Here is a 17,089-nt window from a genome sequence, read left to right as displayed (position 1 = left end):
GAGCAAAACTTAGTGGGATTGGTATTAGGCTAAAACTTCATTCGATAACATTTGCACAACTGATTCAAGGTGCAACTTAAGCTCTTGATAAGGCTGTAATATATCGACAAGAGGTGAGTCTTCTAAAGACTCTTCTAGCTCTACGACTTGCTTATTTTCGGCTTCAAAACCTAAATACCCTAGCGTACCTTTTAAGCTGTGAACCGTTTTTTTCACCGTTTCCACATCTTGTTGGCTTATCGCTTCATCGATGGTATTAAATAGTTCAGGTACATAGCTACAAAACATACTACATATTTCAACCGCTGATTCTTTATCGTCTTCAAAGATTGACCAAAATAATTCTAACTTTTCTTGCATAACCAGCACTTCTTTTTCATAGTCCATTAAATGTGTATTAATCTTCGAATGGCTAGCATGTGGGCTATAGCCAATGATTAATGACTGATTGTAACTTTCATAGTACATCAATAACCTCCTAGTTATCTACTCGCTATGTTTCTTGATTGTATCAAGCGGTTTTATTTATGGTTTTATTCTTCAAAAATTGATTTAAAGCTCTCTTGATCCGCTTTGATCCTAAATTTCAAAAACACCCCTTCAGCGGTGTATTCACTTTGACTGAAATCTTTGTCATCAAAGCCACTAAAGTTATAGCCCAAACTCAACCACATATTTTTTTCTGGGCTGTAACCTATCGACACGCCGTAATTAAGCTTTAACATATTTGCTTGTCTCGAATTTAAAATATTGGCATGTAAGCCTACATCAAAAAACGCATTCACATTATGGCGAACTTCGGCCCCCATTAAATCGGTGAAGCCACTGTAATCTCCGCTTTCGAAGCTTTCTAGCACGTATTTAAAACTGTATTGTAAAGACAGCTGGGTATCATCATCTAACACATAATTGGCGTTGGTATTATTAATATAACGTCTTGACTTGTTGTCGTTAAGCTGAGAAATCACGTCATTATATTTAAACTCTAATTTATTAAGCACAATCCATCGACTGGTGATAGGTCGATACGCATAACCAAAGCTGATACCACTCTTTAAGGTTTTGTTAAGCTCAATGTTTGATGTTGTTTTATTTATATCAAGCTTAGCGGCCACCACAATACCATCTGACAAGTCATGCAAAGCCGATGACATAACATTCCACTTATCATCGCTATCACTCATACGATATTCAATTAAGCTGTCCCACATCCATGCTTCGGTATTATAATTTGCACCCATTGATAGCGCCGAGAAGTCTTCGCTATTGACTTCAGATTGATTAAAATCACCCTCATCCGTGCCGTTTTCAGGCTTTTCTTTATCGCTATCACTAAGTAACTCTGCGCGGTCAAAACCAAAGCTAATTTGCCAATTTGAATTTAACTCAACATTTTGAAATAGTCCGTAATTGGCTAACACGCGCTCTGAATTTTCGGTCAACGCCTGTGACATATTGGTCGCCAGCGACATACCTTCCCAAGGATTCGCTGTTAAGCCCAGTAAGGTCGTTTGCTCATTACCATCATCTGAGCGAGAAAATTCTTGATCGGCATTAAACGTAATACTCGAGGTAATATCATAGTCTGCACCTAGTGAGATACGAGTGGGATACGCTTGATTATCGTCGTTTGCTAATGTTTTTTCTAAATCGGTAGACAGGGTTAAGTCACCATCGAGAAATTGTTTACGAGCACCAACAATAAATTGATCTGACTTTTCATCAACCTTAGATTCTGCACCACCACTGTCTTTAGCCGTTCTAACACCGACAAAATAGTTATCTCTATCACTTTTGTAGTCAACTTTTGCCTCGGCAACATCGCGCTTTCTTGTGGTCGTTAAATCTTTTTGCTGGTACAAGGTCATATCCAGTTCCAAGTCATCACCCAGATGATAGCGAAGATCGGTCCCCACCTTGCGCATAGACTCTTCGCTTTGACTTTGTTGGCCTAAGCCAAAGCCGCCTTCTTGCTCACGCACATAGGCCATCGCATCGATAATTTCACCTTTATGATTTAACTCAACAACATAGGCATCACCTTGGTTGTTTTCACCTTCAAAATTGGTATCAGAGCGGGCAACTTCAGCTTTTAAACGAACGTCCTCGGTAAAGTTATACTCTATGTCAACACCGGTTAAGGTGCCATCTCGACCAGAATCGCCTTCGCTAATATGCGTGATACCGATTTCACCGTCTTCAGCATCCGTAAAGCTTGGTAAAACAAACCCTAAGCGACCACCTGCGACTAAGTCTTTTTTACCCAACTCGCCTTTGGTTTCATATTCGGCAACGATGTATTGCGGGTTATTATTTCTATCAACACTCATTATTGGGCGTTTAAAGAATAAACTACCGTCGACATAGTCAATGCTGTAGTCAATAAAGCGTGCAAGTTGGGTTTCTTCAACAATAATTTCGGGTCTAAAGCGATCGCGAACCTGCAAGGTAATGGTTTCAGAATTGGCGACTAGATCTCGGTTGGTTAAATAGTATAAACCACTGATCCCTTGGCCTTGAATGTCATCACGAACAAAAGCCAGTTCGGTATTGGCTGCAAACATATTGACATTGAACAACTCGCCATTATATTCGCTTTTAAAACCGGTCATAGAACGACTGTAATTGACCAATTCACCATGATTTAAACCCGTACTGTAATCACCAAATAATGCGAAATATTTGTCTCTTTCAATACGCAAATACAGTTTTTCTCGACTGGCCGCATCGTGTCTTTGCATCGAAGCATCGCCATACAAGGTATAATACGCACCTGGCGTGATGGTTTGATTAAGAATTTCTTCTTGCACTTTTTTGCTGCTGTCATAAGCAAGGGTTAATAACCAATCACCACTGACTCGCCCTTTTGCATAAAACTTAATCTCACCGTCTTGGTATAAGTCATCGTCAAAATCATTCGCCGTTAACGATTCCATATGACCAGATAAATGATTATAACCTAAGGTGCCTTGCGCAAAACCAACCAAAATCCAGTCTCTTAGATATGGACTTACATAAAACTTAATGTGCTCAGCAACTTCATCGTCATAAATAATATCGGCGCTGTATAAACCGGCTTTAGCCACGGGGTTAAATAAAACCGTACCGTCGGGTGCCATCGTCAGTTGGGAACCATCAGCCTCTAAGTTATTACGCTCATGTTCGTTTTGAAAAGGTTTTAAACTGGAGTTTTCAATCGATAGCTTCACTTCAGATGGAATATGATTGCCTTGATTATCTAATAAAGCCAGCTGAATTTTTAGCGGCGTTTTACCATCGGCAATATTACCTTGAGCTTGCACAAGTCTGAGTTTTTGCACCTCACCGGTGCGAGTAACAGTAATTTTCTGCTCATAGCGGGCATTGCCAAAAGGGCCAATACCTTGCAACAACACCTCGTGCTCACCTTGCTCCCCCACCTCTACGCCAATATAGTTATAGGTGGTTTTGCCTGTCTCACGATTAGCCGATTTATAGGCTTGTCTGTCGGCTGACACTTCTTTTGCATCGACAAATAATTTAGGTTTTAAACGAGAGTCTAAGCGAAATCGAATCGCGGTGGTACTGCGCGCAATAAACTGACCATCTTTTAACGATAAAATACCCAGTTGCTCAGCAACACTGGTGTCTCGAGTCTGGTCGGCCTCAAGCTCAACGCTGCCTAGCCCCATAGCAACGCCTTGTTCTTTACTCTCCACGCTCCGCTCGGTAACTTTACGGTTTATGTTTGGACTGTCACTTTGCGCCACATTAAAGCGAGGCTGACTATTTAATAAATCCAATAACGGGATGGCATTTTGGGGTGTTTTATTGCTCATAACCTCATCATAAGGCAGTGGGTTATGATAAACCACCTGAGCCATAGCCGTGCCATTATACGATACCTTGGTTGATAATTGCGTTGATGGCATAAGCTCAAAGCGAACCTCTTGCAGCTCTTTGGCCGTTAAAGGAATACGCAGACCAAGTGCGATGTCGTCAAAATCGGCTTGAACCTTATCAATATATAAGCTGTTGGGTTTTAATTGCCAACCGGCGGGTAATTGATAGTGTAACGCAATATCTTTTAAGGCTTGTTGATACGATGGTGCCATCGCCAATTGCACATCCAAAGCAACTTTTAGGGTTTGCGGTACACTCGGCGCCGATAGGTGGTTAATAATCGCTTCTATGCGTCTATTAACTTGATGATCGTCTTCGCTATCACCTAATTTTAGCAGCTTAGACTCACCATAGCCTTTACTGGTAATGCGTTCAGGCGCAATATTAAAACGCTTAATCAAAACCGTTTTAATCGCATCGGCGCGCTCAAAAGACAGTTTAAAATTATATTTTTCAGCACCCACCGAGGAAGTGTGCCCAGCAATAGTCACTTGAGCGTCTGGATTTGCTTTTAAATACTCGGCGAGTTGACTTATTTCAGCAAAATATTGCGGCAAAACGATGGCTTTGTCGTGTTCAAAGTGAACTTTCAAATTAACCAGTCGTTCAGAGCGGGTAAGAATTTTATGATTAAGTTGAACTTGTCCAACTTCTGAGGGTTTTTCACGTAAATGAAAATCTACCCGCCACATGGTACCGCCCTGAACATCAACAAATTCTGAAAAAGGCGTACCGGCCCGTTGGCTGGTATGTTTACATTGCACCACCTCTAAATTTTCAGGCAAGCTTTCTAAGTCAAGTTGTACAATATGGCTACCAGGTTTTACCCCTTCAATATGCCACAGGCCATTACTGTCGGTGTTAACAAAGGTACCATCTTCAATAAAAATACGAGCGTTCTCAACCCCTTTGCTGTTTGTTGTCGCGACATCGCCTTGACAGTTATCCCAAATCACCCGCCCCATTAAAATAGACTTTGACTGAAACAAATCTTCAACGATGGTGACCTGAGCTTTAGCGACATTACCAGAGCCACCTAAAGACGCTAATTCGGCGACATTAACCGCCTCACCTAATGGGGTACCTGGGCCTATTTGCGCAACATATTTAACGTTAATAATCGACTCAACATCGATTGATGGCAAAGCAATTTTTAATATTTGACCATCCGCAGAGACATCGATAGCACTCGATACTTGCTCATCTATGGTTAAGCTGTCCTTAACATAACGAAAGCCGACAGGTAAGGTGTCTATGATAAAGTCGGGCTCGGTCGAGCGTAAAAGTGACGGATTTTCAACGCTTATGGTGTACTGAATAAAATCACCAAGCGCGGCACTTGATTTATTGGCTCGCTTAACAATAAATGGCTCACTTGGAATGGGGTCTATCGGCACATCAATTTGAATCGCCGGCCCTGGGACAATTTCAAACACTTCGCCACGAGAACCATTGACTAACACCAAGTCAGTACCATTGGATAATTGCCTTAACTGTTCGTTTGTTTGGCGACTAAAGCTGTCAAAATAGCCCTCTGGTGGGGTAATTTGTAAGCGATAATTGCCGGGTCTGATCAAAGGAAAATGGTATTCGCCCTGCCCTAATTGGTATTCGTTGCCGGCTTCATCTTTTACTAAAGAACCCGAGATAAGCGTTGATGGGTACGGGGTAATGCCATCATTAGCAAATACTTCGGCAGGCTCATTGCTATCGGCATTAACTAAGGTAATTTCTACGCCATCAACCCCCTCGCCGTTATCGCTATTAAAAATCAGCCCAAAAGGGTCGACCAGAGCCGCGGTTGCAGACACATCGGATTGGTCAAATCGGTCAACATAAGTCGCTGAAATTTCACTGTTAGAGGCTAAAGCCAATACCCCGTCCGTGGCGATTTGCTCGACAAACCTTATGGATGGAATATAGCCAATAAACTCACCACTACTTGGGCTGGTTTCAACCAACACGATAACTTCTTTATCGGTACTGCCAGATGCAGATAAACTAATCACAATGTGCTCGCTGATCTGATCATTTTTGTTTTGATCAACATCACGCACTTTCACAAATATCGGCTCGCCAATCGTATAGGCTTTGGTTGGGACTAAAGTTACCGTAGTGGGAAATAAAACCTGCTGCTGGCCTAATATTTCGTTGCCAAAGGCAACCTCACTTTGCCCGGGAACAAAGCCGGCATTAAGCTCGGCCGTTTGTGAAAACAATAGCGACTCAAGCTGATAGGCTTGCCCATTATCACCTTGTTCAAATTGCAAAAATTCAATAACCGAGGGCGTAGGGCTGTCCACTTGGGTGTATAAAATTTTGATAGTGGCTTGGTCGGTAAGTGTTTTTATCTCACCGTTATAATGATAAGACAGGCTTGCTTGCGTCGATTTGGTTTCACCATCTTTGGCAAAAGTCATTTCATTGGCGTTGGCGTAAAAGCCAACCAAAAGAACAAGCAGGCAACGGATTAACAAAGTAAAAGCACGAAACGTGGTGCAAATAAAACGCATAAAAATATCTTGAGTGTGACCACCCAAGATATTTTTATGATAAAGAGCGTACTTGCTCAATGCTCTCTGCACCAACTTCACTGCCGAGTCCTTGCTTATTTCAGCGAACGTTAATTAATAACAACGTTGTATGAAATAATGGCCACTTCGCCTGCCAAAATATCGCCATCATTCACCGCATTGGTACTTTTTACCGTCATGCCATTGGTTGACCACGGCAAATCACCGGTCCACGATGCGCCGTTTAACTTGAGTGAGTCATCAACATACTTGGTGAAGTTTGGGATCACATCGGTAACGTTAGCGCCAGTAACCGTTGCACCAGAATTATTGCTGACGGTAATACGGTAAGTGAGCACCTCAGAAGGGTTTGCCTCTAAATAACTCACATAGGTTTCATCGCCAGCAGAGGCTAATTTAACCTCTTTTACAAACTCTAAAGTTGACGGTACCGATACCACAACCACGACTTCGTTGTTGTTATTGCTTGAGGTAGTTGCAACCGAATCAGGATCGGTTTTTGATGTGACCGAGAAGTTAATCACATGCTCTGGCGTTGCAGCGCCACCGTTAACCGTACCTGAAGTAATGGTTACTTGCACATCTTTCACTTCGCCTATTTGCACACCCGCAGGTACATTGTTAAGGGCGCCTCCGCTGACTGGTACAACGGTAATTAACGCTGGCGATTCTGGCAAGGTATCACCATTCGCGTTGGTAGTAGCTACCGTTCCTTCAACTCGAGATGTAATGCGATAGGTACCTGGGTAGTTAGCGTTTCCGTCTGATAAACGAATGATATCGTTATCATCAAACATATTCGCGGTACCTGCTGGTATTTTTAGCACGTTAGTGGTATCCATGGGCGCACTGGTGATACTGGCACCAAGGGTCAATTGGGTACCACCGGCAAAACTCACCGTTGGTACATCAACGCCTTCGTTTACAATGCTGTCTGTGGATAATGTATACACTTCTTTACCATTAGCATTGGATGCAAAGGTAAAGGTAAATTGGGCATTGTTACCCGCGTCAACCGAAATCGTTGTCTCATCAACACGGATATCAACGGGTGCGGCAACAAGCTTTACCTTTACAGTCGCAGAATCATAGGCCGAACCACCGTTATAGGTTAACTTTGCACTTGAATGAATGGTTGCCTGAGCACCGGTGCCCGCGTGCGCGGACACCGTCGTCAATAGCAATATCATAGGTATAACAACAAGTTTGTTGAATAAAAACTTATTTAATAATCTCATACCTTATCCTTTTGTTGATATTCTATATAAAAAATTGGTAAGGATTATTCCACGATTACCGAATAGGTAATTGCAACCGTATCTTGAGCAGAGACTTTACCGCCTGCACTTGCAGTTGCCCCTTCACCTAGATTAACCGTTAAATTACCATCACTACCAACCGTTACAAATATATTAATATTTGCGCCTGTATCCTCGGTTTCAAAGCTATCACCCGCATCAGGTAAAATAGCTAAGTTAGTGGCAACGGTTGCTGCAGGACTAGTAATTGGATCATATTTTTGGTAGGTAACCGTAATGCTTTTGGCATCTTTTACCAATGTGGTATACAAAGGCAATGCATCGGTTATTACCACCTTACTTGCAGTCGCATTCGTATCGTCTGCATCCATGGTAATTAAATAATGTAGGGTATCACCAGGGTATGCCGTAGGTGAATCGGTCGTTGCGACATAAGCGGTTGTTGCTGGGTTGAAAGTTCCATCTGGTGCTACAACTTGAACCAATTTGGTCAGATTTAAATTAATGCCATAAAAGGTGACAATATCATTATGGATTTCTTGCGAGCCTGAAGTATCAGGTGCATCTGGATCGGTTGATGCGGTAACGCCAACTGAAAATACGTTTGTAATATCTTGCGCTCCTTGAGACTCATTTACAGCGCTCGATTGAACATAAATGTACTGTGTTTCGCCAAGTACCAGACCCTCATAGTCCAGACCAGTACTTCCAAAGTTAGTGGTATCGTGCCCGACAAAAGAAATTTGAACTTGTTGCTCTGGAGTTTTACTAATGCCAGTGTCGGTAACCGTTGATGGAGCAACAGCAGCACCGTCTGTAATGGTATTTATCTGGTACTCAGTACCCGATATGGTCACAAAGTCACCTGACTTAAGGCCATTATAACCATTAGGATCTTTAGCTACATAGGGCACGGTCACAAACCCTGCACCACCGCCCGTTATAATCGCCGAACCTAAGGTAACGTCAGTAAGTGCATCGCCTGTTGGGTTTCGTGTTGCATCGGTTAAATATGCAGCAACGGTTATACCATCAAGGTTTGTATTGGTACCCGGTGTTAGAGCTATCGGGTAAGTGTCTTCACCATTAGCGTTAGAGGTCACTTTAAAAATACTACCCACTGTGCCGGTTGTCGAAGACTGCGGATTAGCAGGATCATAGCTAGGTACAGATACCGATGGATATGCCTTAATAAGCTGCACGGTAACTTGAACGGAAGACAGCGCAATAATATCAGTTGAAGAGCCTGGTGCTTGGTAGCTGACTTGCACTTCGTTAAAGATGGTTGCCTTGGCGGTGGTGCTTGCATACGCTTGGTTTGCCAGCGCCGAGAACACAAACACTGAGGCTAGTGTTGCGAACTTTGAACGTAAGGTTTTAATTTTCATACCTTTTCCTTAGATTTATTTTTAATTTTAATATTAGTTATATTTTTTACATCTGCCAAATTTGCTAGGTTTTGTTGCTTGAATTTTGCATAGGTTTTATTGATTTACCTCCACTTGAAAACTCACTTTACCGTCACTTGCCGGTGGAATATCGGCAACAATCCAGCGTAATGCACTAATATCACTTGCTTGTGCAGGGATCGTTTCACCATCGATAAAGTTCACCTTGGCAGACGCTTCCTCTTGATAATCCGTTTCATTGGTTAGCTTGACCAAAACTTTAGCACCTTCTCCTAAGGCACTGCCTAAAACATAGGTGGTTCCCTCTGGAATTGGCGAATCAATGGCCACTTGAGTTGCCACTTGATCACCCGAGTTTTTATAAGACAAAGTAAAAAACAAAACGGCGCCCGGCTCTATTTCGCTAGCAGGCACGCGTTTTGTTACTTGTACGCCATCAACTATCATTGTGATCTCTTTTTCGACAATTTGTTTAATTTCTACGTTTGGCGCCGCAAAGGCAATCACCGGGGCTATTAGTAAACTAATAACTAAGGTTTTAAATACTTTTACCACTTTCATTCTCCATTACAGTCGACTTTCGACGATTTTACAACTAATTTACAACAACTTGATACGTAAAGGTAATTGATTTATCTGGTTTTAATGTGCCAGTTAAATCAATTTTAATATTTGTTACATTAGGGTCTATCGGTTCACCGGCGCCATTATCTACAATAACAGGGGTATAAGTAAAATTATTATCATGGCTGTTTGAATACACCGGCTCGCTATAAGAAATACCCGCTTCAACGCAGTCAAGACAATTGAAACTATCGTCAACGGGGTTTGTGCTGGTAAATTTTAACGCGCTGTATGGGCTAATATTTTCATTAAGCATTATATTAACCGCATCCCCTAAGCTATTATTGGCAATTAAAATGGTGTATTGCAAAACATCACCAAGTTTTGCATTGCTAATTGGGGTTGTGGGGGCGCTAGCTAAAGCGACCGATTTACTGACATCAAGCACTGGCGGTACGTACACACTAAAGGCATAGACGTCATTGTCTAAAATCACCCCTTCTTTACCTTCGTCGGCTTGCACAAAAATTTGCCATACCCCTAAAGCTGCATCGGCGGGAATATCGTAGGTAAACTCATATAGTTGCTGCGCGCTTGTTAACACCACATCATCGGGGATTTCGGTCAAAGCAGAGGCAGAGGCAATATTTAGCACCTCGTTATCGTTGGCATCTGTCATCACAATGCTGACGTTTTCAATATCAAAGGTGCCAAACGGGTCACTTACAATTACCCTGCTTAGCATTTGACTACCGCGTTCAAAATTATTGCTCGTTAGTACTGTGCTGCTATCTAAGGTGTCAATATTATCGACATTAATAACGGTCGAGGTGTTAATGCGCAGTTGCGAAAACACACCTGGTGCAGAATTACTAAATGGGATGATATTAATACCTTTTTTATTGTTACCGTTATTTTGAATAACCAAGCGTAAGGTATCACCCGCTTGAACCAAGGCATTTGCAGAATTTACTTGTAAGGTATAACTTCGAACGATTGCTGTACCATTGAGCTTAACATCAGCTTCTGTCGCATCCAAGTTGTATTGTGCGATGATATCATTATTATTATTAATAAGCGCAAAACCATAGTTATCGCCTTTACCCGCGCCGGTAATAACAACATCAAGGTCTACTTCATCGATTTGTAAGTCGCTTACTAGTAATGGGTCAAGAGTAAATACCAAACAATAGACTTGGGATAAATCGCCATCTAAGCATTTGGCACCACCATCGTTTTTATCAATAAACAAGGTGCCAGCATCGGTTGTCGTTGCTTCGCGAGATAAACGACCAATAGCACCTGGTAATAGTGCTGAGGCAGGCGCATCGCTTGGGTGACGCAAATACAGTTGTTTTACCCCGCTGGCGGGGGTTGAGTTATACACGCTTACCGAAGAGCTTACGATCACATCGGCTAAATCAAGGTTAGTGATGGTGGCAATGTTGGTAATGTTTTCGGCTGGTTGTACACTCGAGCTGACCCGTGCGGTATAACGAATAAGCGCTTGCCCACTGGCAGCAATATCGATATTACTGACATTGACTTGTGTACTGGTAGAGTTATCAATCGCGCCAGCTGGTAACTCGATAATGGTCAGTTGTTCAAGATTACTTGGCAAAACATCACTAACGGAAACATTATAGATTGCATCATTGGCGCTTTCGGTAATGGTGACAGTATATTCCAGTAAATCCCCCGCTTCTACCCCGCCTTTATTTAAGTCGTTAACCGTTTTTGTCGATGTCGTTAAGTCGGCGCCGCTAATAAATACCGAATAAGTAAATTCTTTACTATTGTTACTGGTGACGTTATCAAAGTTACCATCAGCAATTGGGTAAGGGTTATCAACAACACCAGGGATGCTCACTTGAACGGTAAACGTGGGGTTTGCGCTTAATGACACACTCACCGCTATATCAAAGTAATCTTGCTGACCATCGAGTAAACTCACATTTTTAGTACAGTCTAAAACATCGTTCGATGCCGATACACTGACACAACTCCAGCCATTGGAATTAAACGAGGTTGCGCCAAATAAAGATAAATCAGCAGGTAAAGTGACCGTAGTGGTTAAACTGCCAGAGGTGGCGAAGGGACCATGATTATCAACGAGTATTCTTAAATTTGCAGTATTACCTCGGATCAATTGTTCGCTGAGGTAATTACCTTGATTAACCTCAAGGTCGGTCACATCCACATTCATAATACTTAAGACCTCGGCGCTTAAAATCACCAAGTCTTGACCGGCTGAGTAGAGGGTAGTCACCTCTGTTTCTATGTCAGGTATTGCAAACATAGGATCATGAGAGTCTTTGACTGTCTTAGTAATATCATAGATGTCAAAATCTAAACCATATAAACCTGTTTGAGAAACACCAACGACATCGTCAGAAAACGTTGAATTATATTGTTCGTTTATGAGGTTATAAGTATTGGTTAAAGGTTGCCCGCCAAATTCAAGATTCTCTTGTGCATCAGATATATCGGCATCGCCTTCCCAAGTGATGTGAGCATGTTTACCAACATGAACGCCATCAGGAATGATTAGATCGCCATCCTCTGATACTGGTATTCGAAAGTTTTTGGGTATCAGCGTTAAACTCTCATAGCGGAACGAATCAAACCCTTCAAATAAATTTATTGTTCGAAAAAGCTCTGTGGCTTTATCGGCCTCGCTCACTTCATAATAAACGATAAGATTCCAGCCTTTTATCGCAAGCTGGGCACATTGCTCTCCTAAATTGGTATCGGTTATACCATCAAATTTAAATCTGTTCTGACCTGAACGTATCACAGAATCGACAATACTGGTTACTTCTGCACCTGCGGAGTAAAACCTATTTAATTGACCACCATTATCAAATGTAAATTCATACTGCCTGTCTGTAGGTGCTGATATCGACGTACCATTTAATGTCACATTAAAACTGGCCTGATTTTCAGGATCGTCCAAAGGAAGCAAATTAGACCATGCCCAAATAATATGAGCTTTAGCGACCCTTGCACCTGCGGGAAAACCTTCTAATACGAGTTCGGAACTGCCGTTTATAGGACATTGGGTATTATCGATTTTATAAGAGTAAGCCGCACCTAAAAAGTCACCATGCCCTGCCCAGCCTAAGTCATCACGCAATTTAACGTCTTTAGCATAAGAGGCAAAGTTTATGCACAGTAATAATAAAAGAAATTTAGGTACGACAAAAAATTTCTTAACAATGGGCAAACATTGAAAAAAAATTTTAGTGAGCTGATTTAAACTACAAATTATAAAATTCAACAACAAATTTCTAAATTCTCGAGCGTCTTGTTATTTTGTTTATGCGCTGCTATTAACCTTAGATAAGTATCACCATCGTAACTCCAGAAACTTACCAGAGATAAAACAGTTACAATTTTAAGAATAACAGAAGTTACAAGGATGTCACGATTTTGCAACCGAATTATTTCATAAATCAATATATATTAGCGGTTTAGCCCATAAAACGGTGGGTAAATAAAAATATTTCAGCCAATGAAAAGATTTAACAAACATTCACTTTTATCTTTCATCGTAGTGTTTCGGTTCAAAGCACCTACTTTATGATGTTTATTCAGAGAATACTGGTCATATCATAAGGTTATTATTTTTTACTAACATCTGTACCAACGATTTCATCATTGCAAACGTTAGATACCGGCATTCATACGAAGACCTAAGTGATATGGATTAATTTAAAATTAAAGCATATTTAACAACAATTTAGTTACAAAGGTAACTTTTCAAAGATTTTAGCATTTATTGTCTGAGTGTCACGCTAAAATTTCACCTATTGTGATAATTTTATGGATAAAAAAGTTTACCTAGTCGATTAGAACAATAGACTTTGATTCTCTAAGGCATGGCTTTATCGGTGATCGATGACTAAACAATAATCATTAACGTGATAAAGCTTGTTAACAAATCTCAAAATCATTCATAGATTTGAACAATATGTCACTGCAGATACTGTTCTTGATTGCCTTAATCGCAGCAATGTTGATTAGGTGAGGGGGCGACATATCGACCATTAAGATATGACGTAGCGACTACAACGATTGGCGAAAGCTGAACGTAATTTAGGGTGTATTATCACTCTAAAAAGGGAAAACAATAGGGATCACATATAGGACAACGATGGCATAAGTTAATGAAATGGGCGCTCCAAATTTTACAAAGTCGAGTAATTTATAATTACCGGCGCTATATACCATCACATTGGTTTGATAACCATAAGGGCTCATAAAACTGCCACTGGCACCGAATGCAACCGCCATCACAAAAGGCAAAGGACTGACCTCAAAGCCAAGCGCCATATTATAGGCGATAGGGAAAATCAACGCGGCTGCCGCGTTGTTCGTGATGACTTCGGTCATTACCAGTGTTATGACAAAGACGGCAACAAAGGCCGCAAAGACCGATTTTCCAGCCAAAAATTGGTGTACAAAGTCGGCGATTAAGGTGGATGTTTGCGTATTTTCTAATGCCGTTGCGAGGGTTAAGGCACTGACCACAATAATCCATATTTCAAGCGGGAATCGACGTTTTATTTCATTAATCGACAAGCATTTAAAGGCAAAGAGTGCAGCTAAATAAAAAATCAGGCAATTTAATAGTGGAATAGACAGCAACACCGACGTCGAAATGGCGCCTAAAAAGCCAAATAAGGTGAATTTATCTCGCCATCCCGACAACATATTTTCAGGTTCAAGGCCGGTTAAAATAAAAAAGTTCTTACTTAAATTGGTGCGAGTGGGAAAATCTTTACCCGCAGCTAACACGAAGAAATCACCCGATTGAATGATCACGTCACCAATTTTACCGGATAACGTTGACCCTTCGCGACGAATCGCCACAACAGCAGCATCAAATCTTGCCCGAAAACCTGCTCGCTTAAGCGTTAAACCAATAATCGCAGATCCAGGTTTAATCAAGACCTCGGTTAAATCATCTCGTAACAAGCCGTCTTTTTCAGCGTACAGTTGCAAACCGTCAAATTGTTGTAGCATAAAAACTTTAGAAATATCCCCCGTAAAAATAAGGACGTCACCTTGTTGAATGTATTCTTCTGGGGTAACGGGCGATATCAAGTGCCCATGTCGAATGATCTCAATTAAAAATAAAGAATCCATACTTCGAAGACCATTTTCTTCGATTGAACGCCCGATAAGTTTTGAATCAGCAACAACCTCTGCCTCCACAAAATAATGCTTATCGGCTTTTTGACCTAAATGTGTCTTGGGTAAAGTCCTAAGCCTTAAAAACAACACCACAAAACAGACCGACATTGCGCATAGGCCTATAAGGGTAAAATCAAAAAAGTTAAAACCCTCTGAGCCTTGCTCTATTAACATTGAATTGATGATTAAATTTGTTGATGTGCCAACAAGGGTCAAGGTTCCCCCTAAAATAGCCGCATAAGATAAGGGTAATAACAAGCGACCTGGATTGATAAATTTATTGTTTTTAATCGGGGATATAAGGGTCGCAACAACCGCCGTATTATTTAAAATGGCCGATGCCAATGCAGTAGACAGTAAAGTTTTTATGTATGAGGCAACAATGGAACGGTTAATTAATCCGGATGCAAGTACCCGTAAAAAGCTGGTGCGTTCAAACGCAAAGGAGCAACTGATCAAAATAATTAACGTAACAAGGCCTGGGTTGATGGCATTAATCAAGAGCTCGTTAACACTAACATACCCCATCGACAAGCAAGCAATGGTCGCAAAACCAAACACTTTTTCAGGCGCATTTTGGTATTTAACCAATCCGAGTAAGGTTGCGATAAAAATAACAATCATGGCGCTTTGGTCAAAACTGAACATTTATAGAAACCTTTCTGAAGTGCACCTGTTAAAACTATAAATACCTATAACATCATACGGTTATAAAATAAAGATATAGAAATAACGATTGCCTTATAATATTTCAAAGATAAAAAAAGCCGGGCTATGCCGACTTTTCTTGGCTATTTAAAACCCTAGATGGCTTTGCAGCCCCACTCAGGAAATTGTTTTCGAATAAACGCATTGAGCTCTTTCTCGGTAATTGAGTATTCGCGGGTTTCGCTTTGCTCAATGTCATCCACCAAGGTTTTCGAAATCATCCCTGCCCCTACGGTAATGTTAGTTAATCGATCGATAATAACAAATGACCCAGTGCCTTTCACTTGCTCGTATTTATCAATGACCACCGCAGATGTTGTCGTCACCACACAATTGGCAATTTCATTAAGCTTCATTTCATCTTCTTGGTGGTGTTCTAGGGTGTTAACATCAACTCGGTAATTGATTTTTTCTATTTTGCCATAAGTATTTTTGCTTGCGAGCTTGAGTTCGTATTCTTTGCCAGGTTGTAATGCAGCGTCACTCATCCAAACAATATTGGCTTCAAACTGCTTGCTAACCGTAGACAGTTTGTTTGACTTAACAATCACATCACCTCGAGAAATATCTATTTCATCGGTTAGCGTCAGAGTTATTGCTTGGCCATTAAAAGCCGATATGAGTTCACCGTCCGCGGTTACAATAGACTTTACGGTTGAAGATTTACCCGAAGGTAAGGCAGTGATCACATCACCAACATTAATAACCCCAGCGGCTATGGTGCCACAAAAGCCTCTAAAATCGAGATTTGGTCGCGTCACATATTGCACTGGTAAACGAAAGTCATCGAGGTTTTTGTCATCTGATATTTTAACCGTATCGAGCAAAGCCATTAACGTCGCACCGGGATACCAGTCCATATGGGTTGAATGGTTTACCACATTATCGCCGTTAAGCGCTGAAATAGGCACAAAGCGCACATCTTTTAATTTTATTTGCTCAGCGAACTGTTTATAGTCATTTTTAATTTTTCGATATTCATCTTGATCGTAACCAATTAAATCCATTTTATTGACCGCAACAATGATGTGTTTAATGCCCAGTAAAGAAGCAATATAACTGTGTCGCTTGGTTTGGGTTTGCACCCCATAACGCGCATCAATGATCACAATGGCCAAGTCACAATTTGAAGCCCCTGTCGCCATATTGCGGGTATATTGTTCGTGTCCGGGGCAGTCGGCGATAATAAATTTACGTTTTTCGGTAGCAAAATAACGATAGGCCACATCGATGGTAATGCCCTGCTCGCGCTCTGATTGTAAGCCATCGACCAACAACGCGAGATCAAATTCGGCATCTGTAGTGTTAAACTTTTTGGAATCGTTTTTAATCGCATCTAAATGATCTTCAAAAATTAATTTTGAGTCATGCAATAGTCGACCGATCAAAGTAGACTTGCCATCATCGACATTGCCACAGGTTAAAAACCTCAACATGTCTTTATTTTCATGTTGTTTTAGGTAGCCTTCAATGTCATTTTCCAGTAGTACTTGTTCGTTTGTCATCGTGATTCCGTTTATCATTTATTATTTTA

At 41.1% G+C, this 17,089-nt stretch carries 8 protein-coding genes; all 8 read right to left on the bottom strand.

Annotated elements, in window-relative coordinates:
• Positions 1 to 24: 24 nt before the first annotated feature.
• On the bottom strand, positions 25 to 468 hold the full coding sequence (locus ACAY00_RS05505) for an Hpt domain-containing protein (protein WP_371378365.1): 444 nt from the start codon (positions 466 to 468) through the stop codon (positions 25 to 27).
• A gap of 65 nt (positions 469 to 533) precedes the next feature.
• Positions 534 to 6,476 carry an OmpA family protein gene (locus tag ACAY00_RS05500; protein WP_371378362.1) on the bottom strand — a complete coding sequence of 1,981 codons (5,943 nt, stop codon included), beginning with the start codon at positions 6,474 to 6,476 and terminating at the stop codon, positions 534 to 536.
• Positions 6,477 to 6,505: 29 nt separating this feature from the next.
• The gene (locus ACAY00_RS05495; protein ID WP_371378358.1) at positions 6,506 to 7,654 is read right to left on the bottom strand and encodes a hypothetical protein; all 1,149 of its coding nucleotides are present in this window, start codon (positions 7,652 to 7,654) and stop codon (positions 6,506 to 6,508) included.
• 44 nt (positions 7,655 to 7,698) lie between these two features.
• A complete protein-coding gene (locus tag ACAY00_RS05490) occupies positions 7,699 to 9,063 on the bottom strand; it encodes a hypothetical protein (RefSeq protein WP_371378356.1) in 1,365 nt (454 codons plus the stop codon).
• Between the two features lie 96 nt (positions 9,064 to 9,159).
• Positions 9,160 to 9,639: a hypothetical protein gene (locus ACAY00_RS05485; protein WP_371378353.1), complete on the bottom strand. Its 480-nt coding sequence runs from the start codon at positions 9,637 to 9,639 to the stop codon at positions 9,160 to 9,162.
• Between the two features lie 40 nt (positions 9,640 to 9,679).
• On the bottom strand, positions 9,680 to 12,784 hold the full coding sequence (locus tag ACAY00_RS05480) for a hypothetical protein (RefSeq protein WP_371378350.1): 3,105 nt from the start codon (positions 12,782 to 12,784) through the stop codon (positions 9,680 to 9,682).
• A gap of 980 nt (positions 12,785 to 13,764) precedes the next feature.
• Positions 13,765 to 15,495 (bottom strand): SLC13 family permease, encoded by a 1,731-nt coding sequence (locus ACAY00_RS05475; protein ID WP_371378348.1) that lies wholly within the window; start codon positions 15,493 to 15,495, stop codon positions 13,765 to 13,767.
• A gap of 155 nt (positions 15,496 to 15,650) precedes the next feature.
• Positions 15,651 to 17,060 (bottom strand): sulfate adenylyltransferase subunit CysN, encoded by a 1,410-nt coding sequence (gene cysN, locus ACAY00_RS05470; protein ID WP_371378345.1) that lies wholly within the window; start codon positions 17,058 to 17,060, stop codon positions 15,651 to 15,653.
• Between the last annotated feature and the right edge of the window lie 29 nt (positions 17,061 to 17,089).

This window comes from Thalassotalea sp. 273M-4 (assembly GCF_041410465.1).
GTDB classification, from domain to species: domain Bacteria; phylum Pseudomonadota; class Gammaproteobacteria; order Enterobacterales; family Alteromonadaceae; genus Thalassotalea_A; species Thalassotalea_A aquiviva.
Note: the sequence above shows the minus strand (reverse complement) of the source record. Positions and strands in the feature narration are given on the sequence as shown.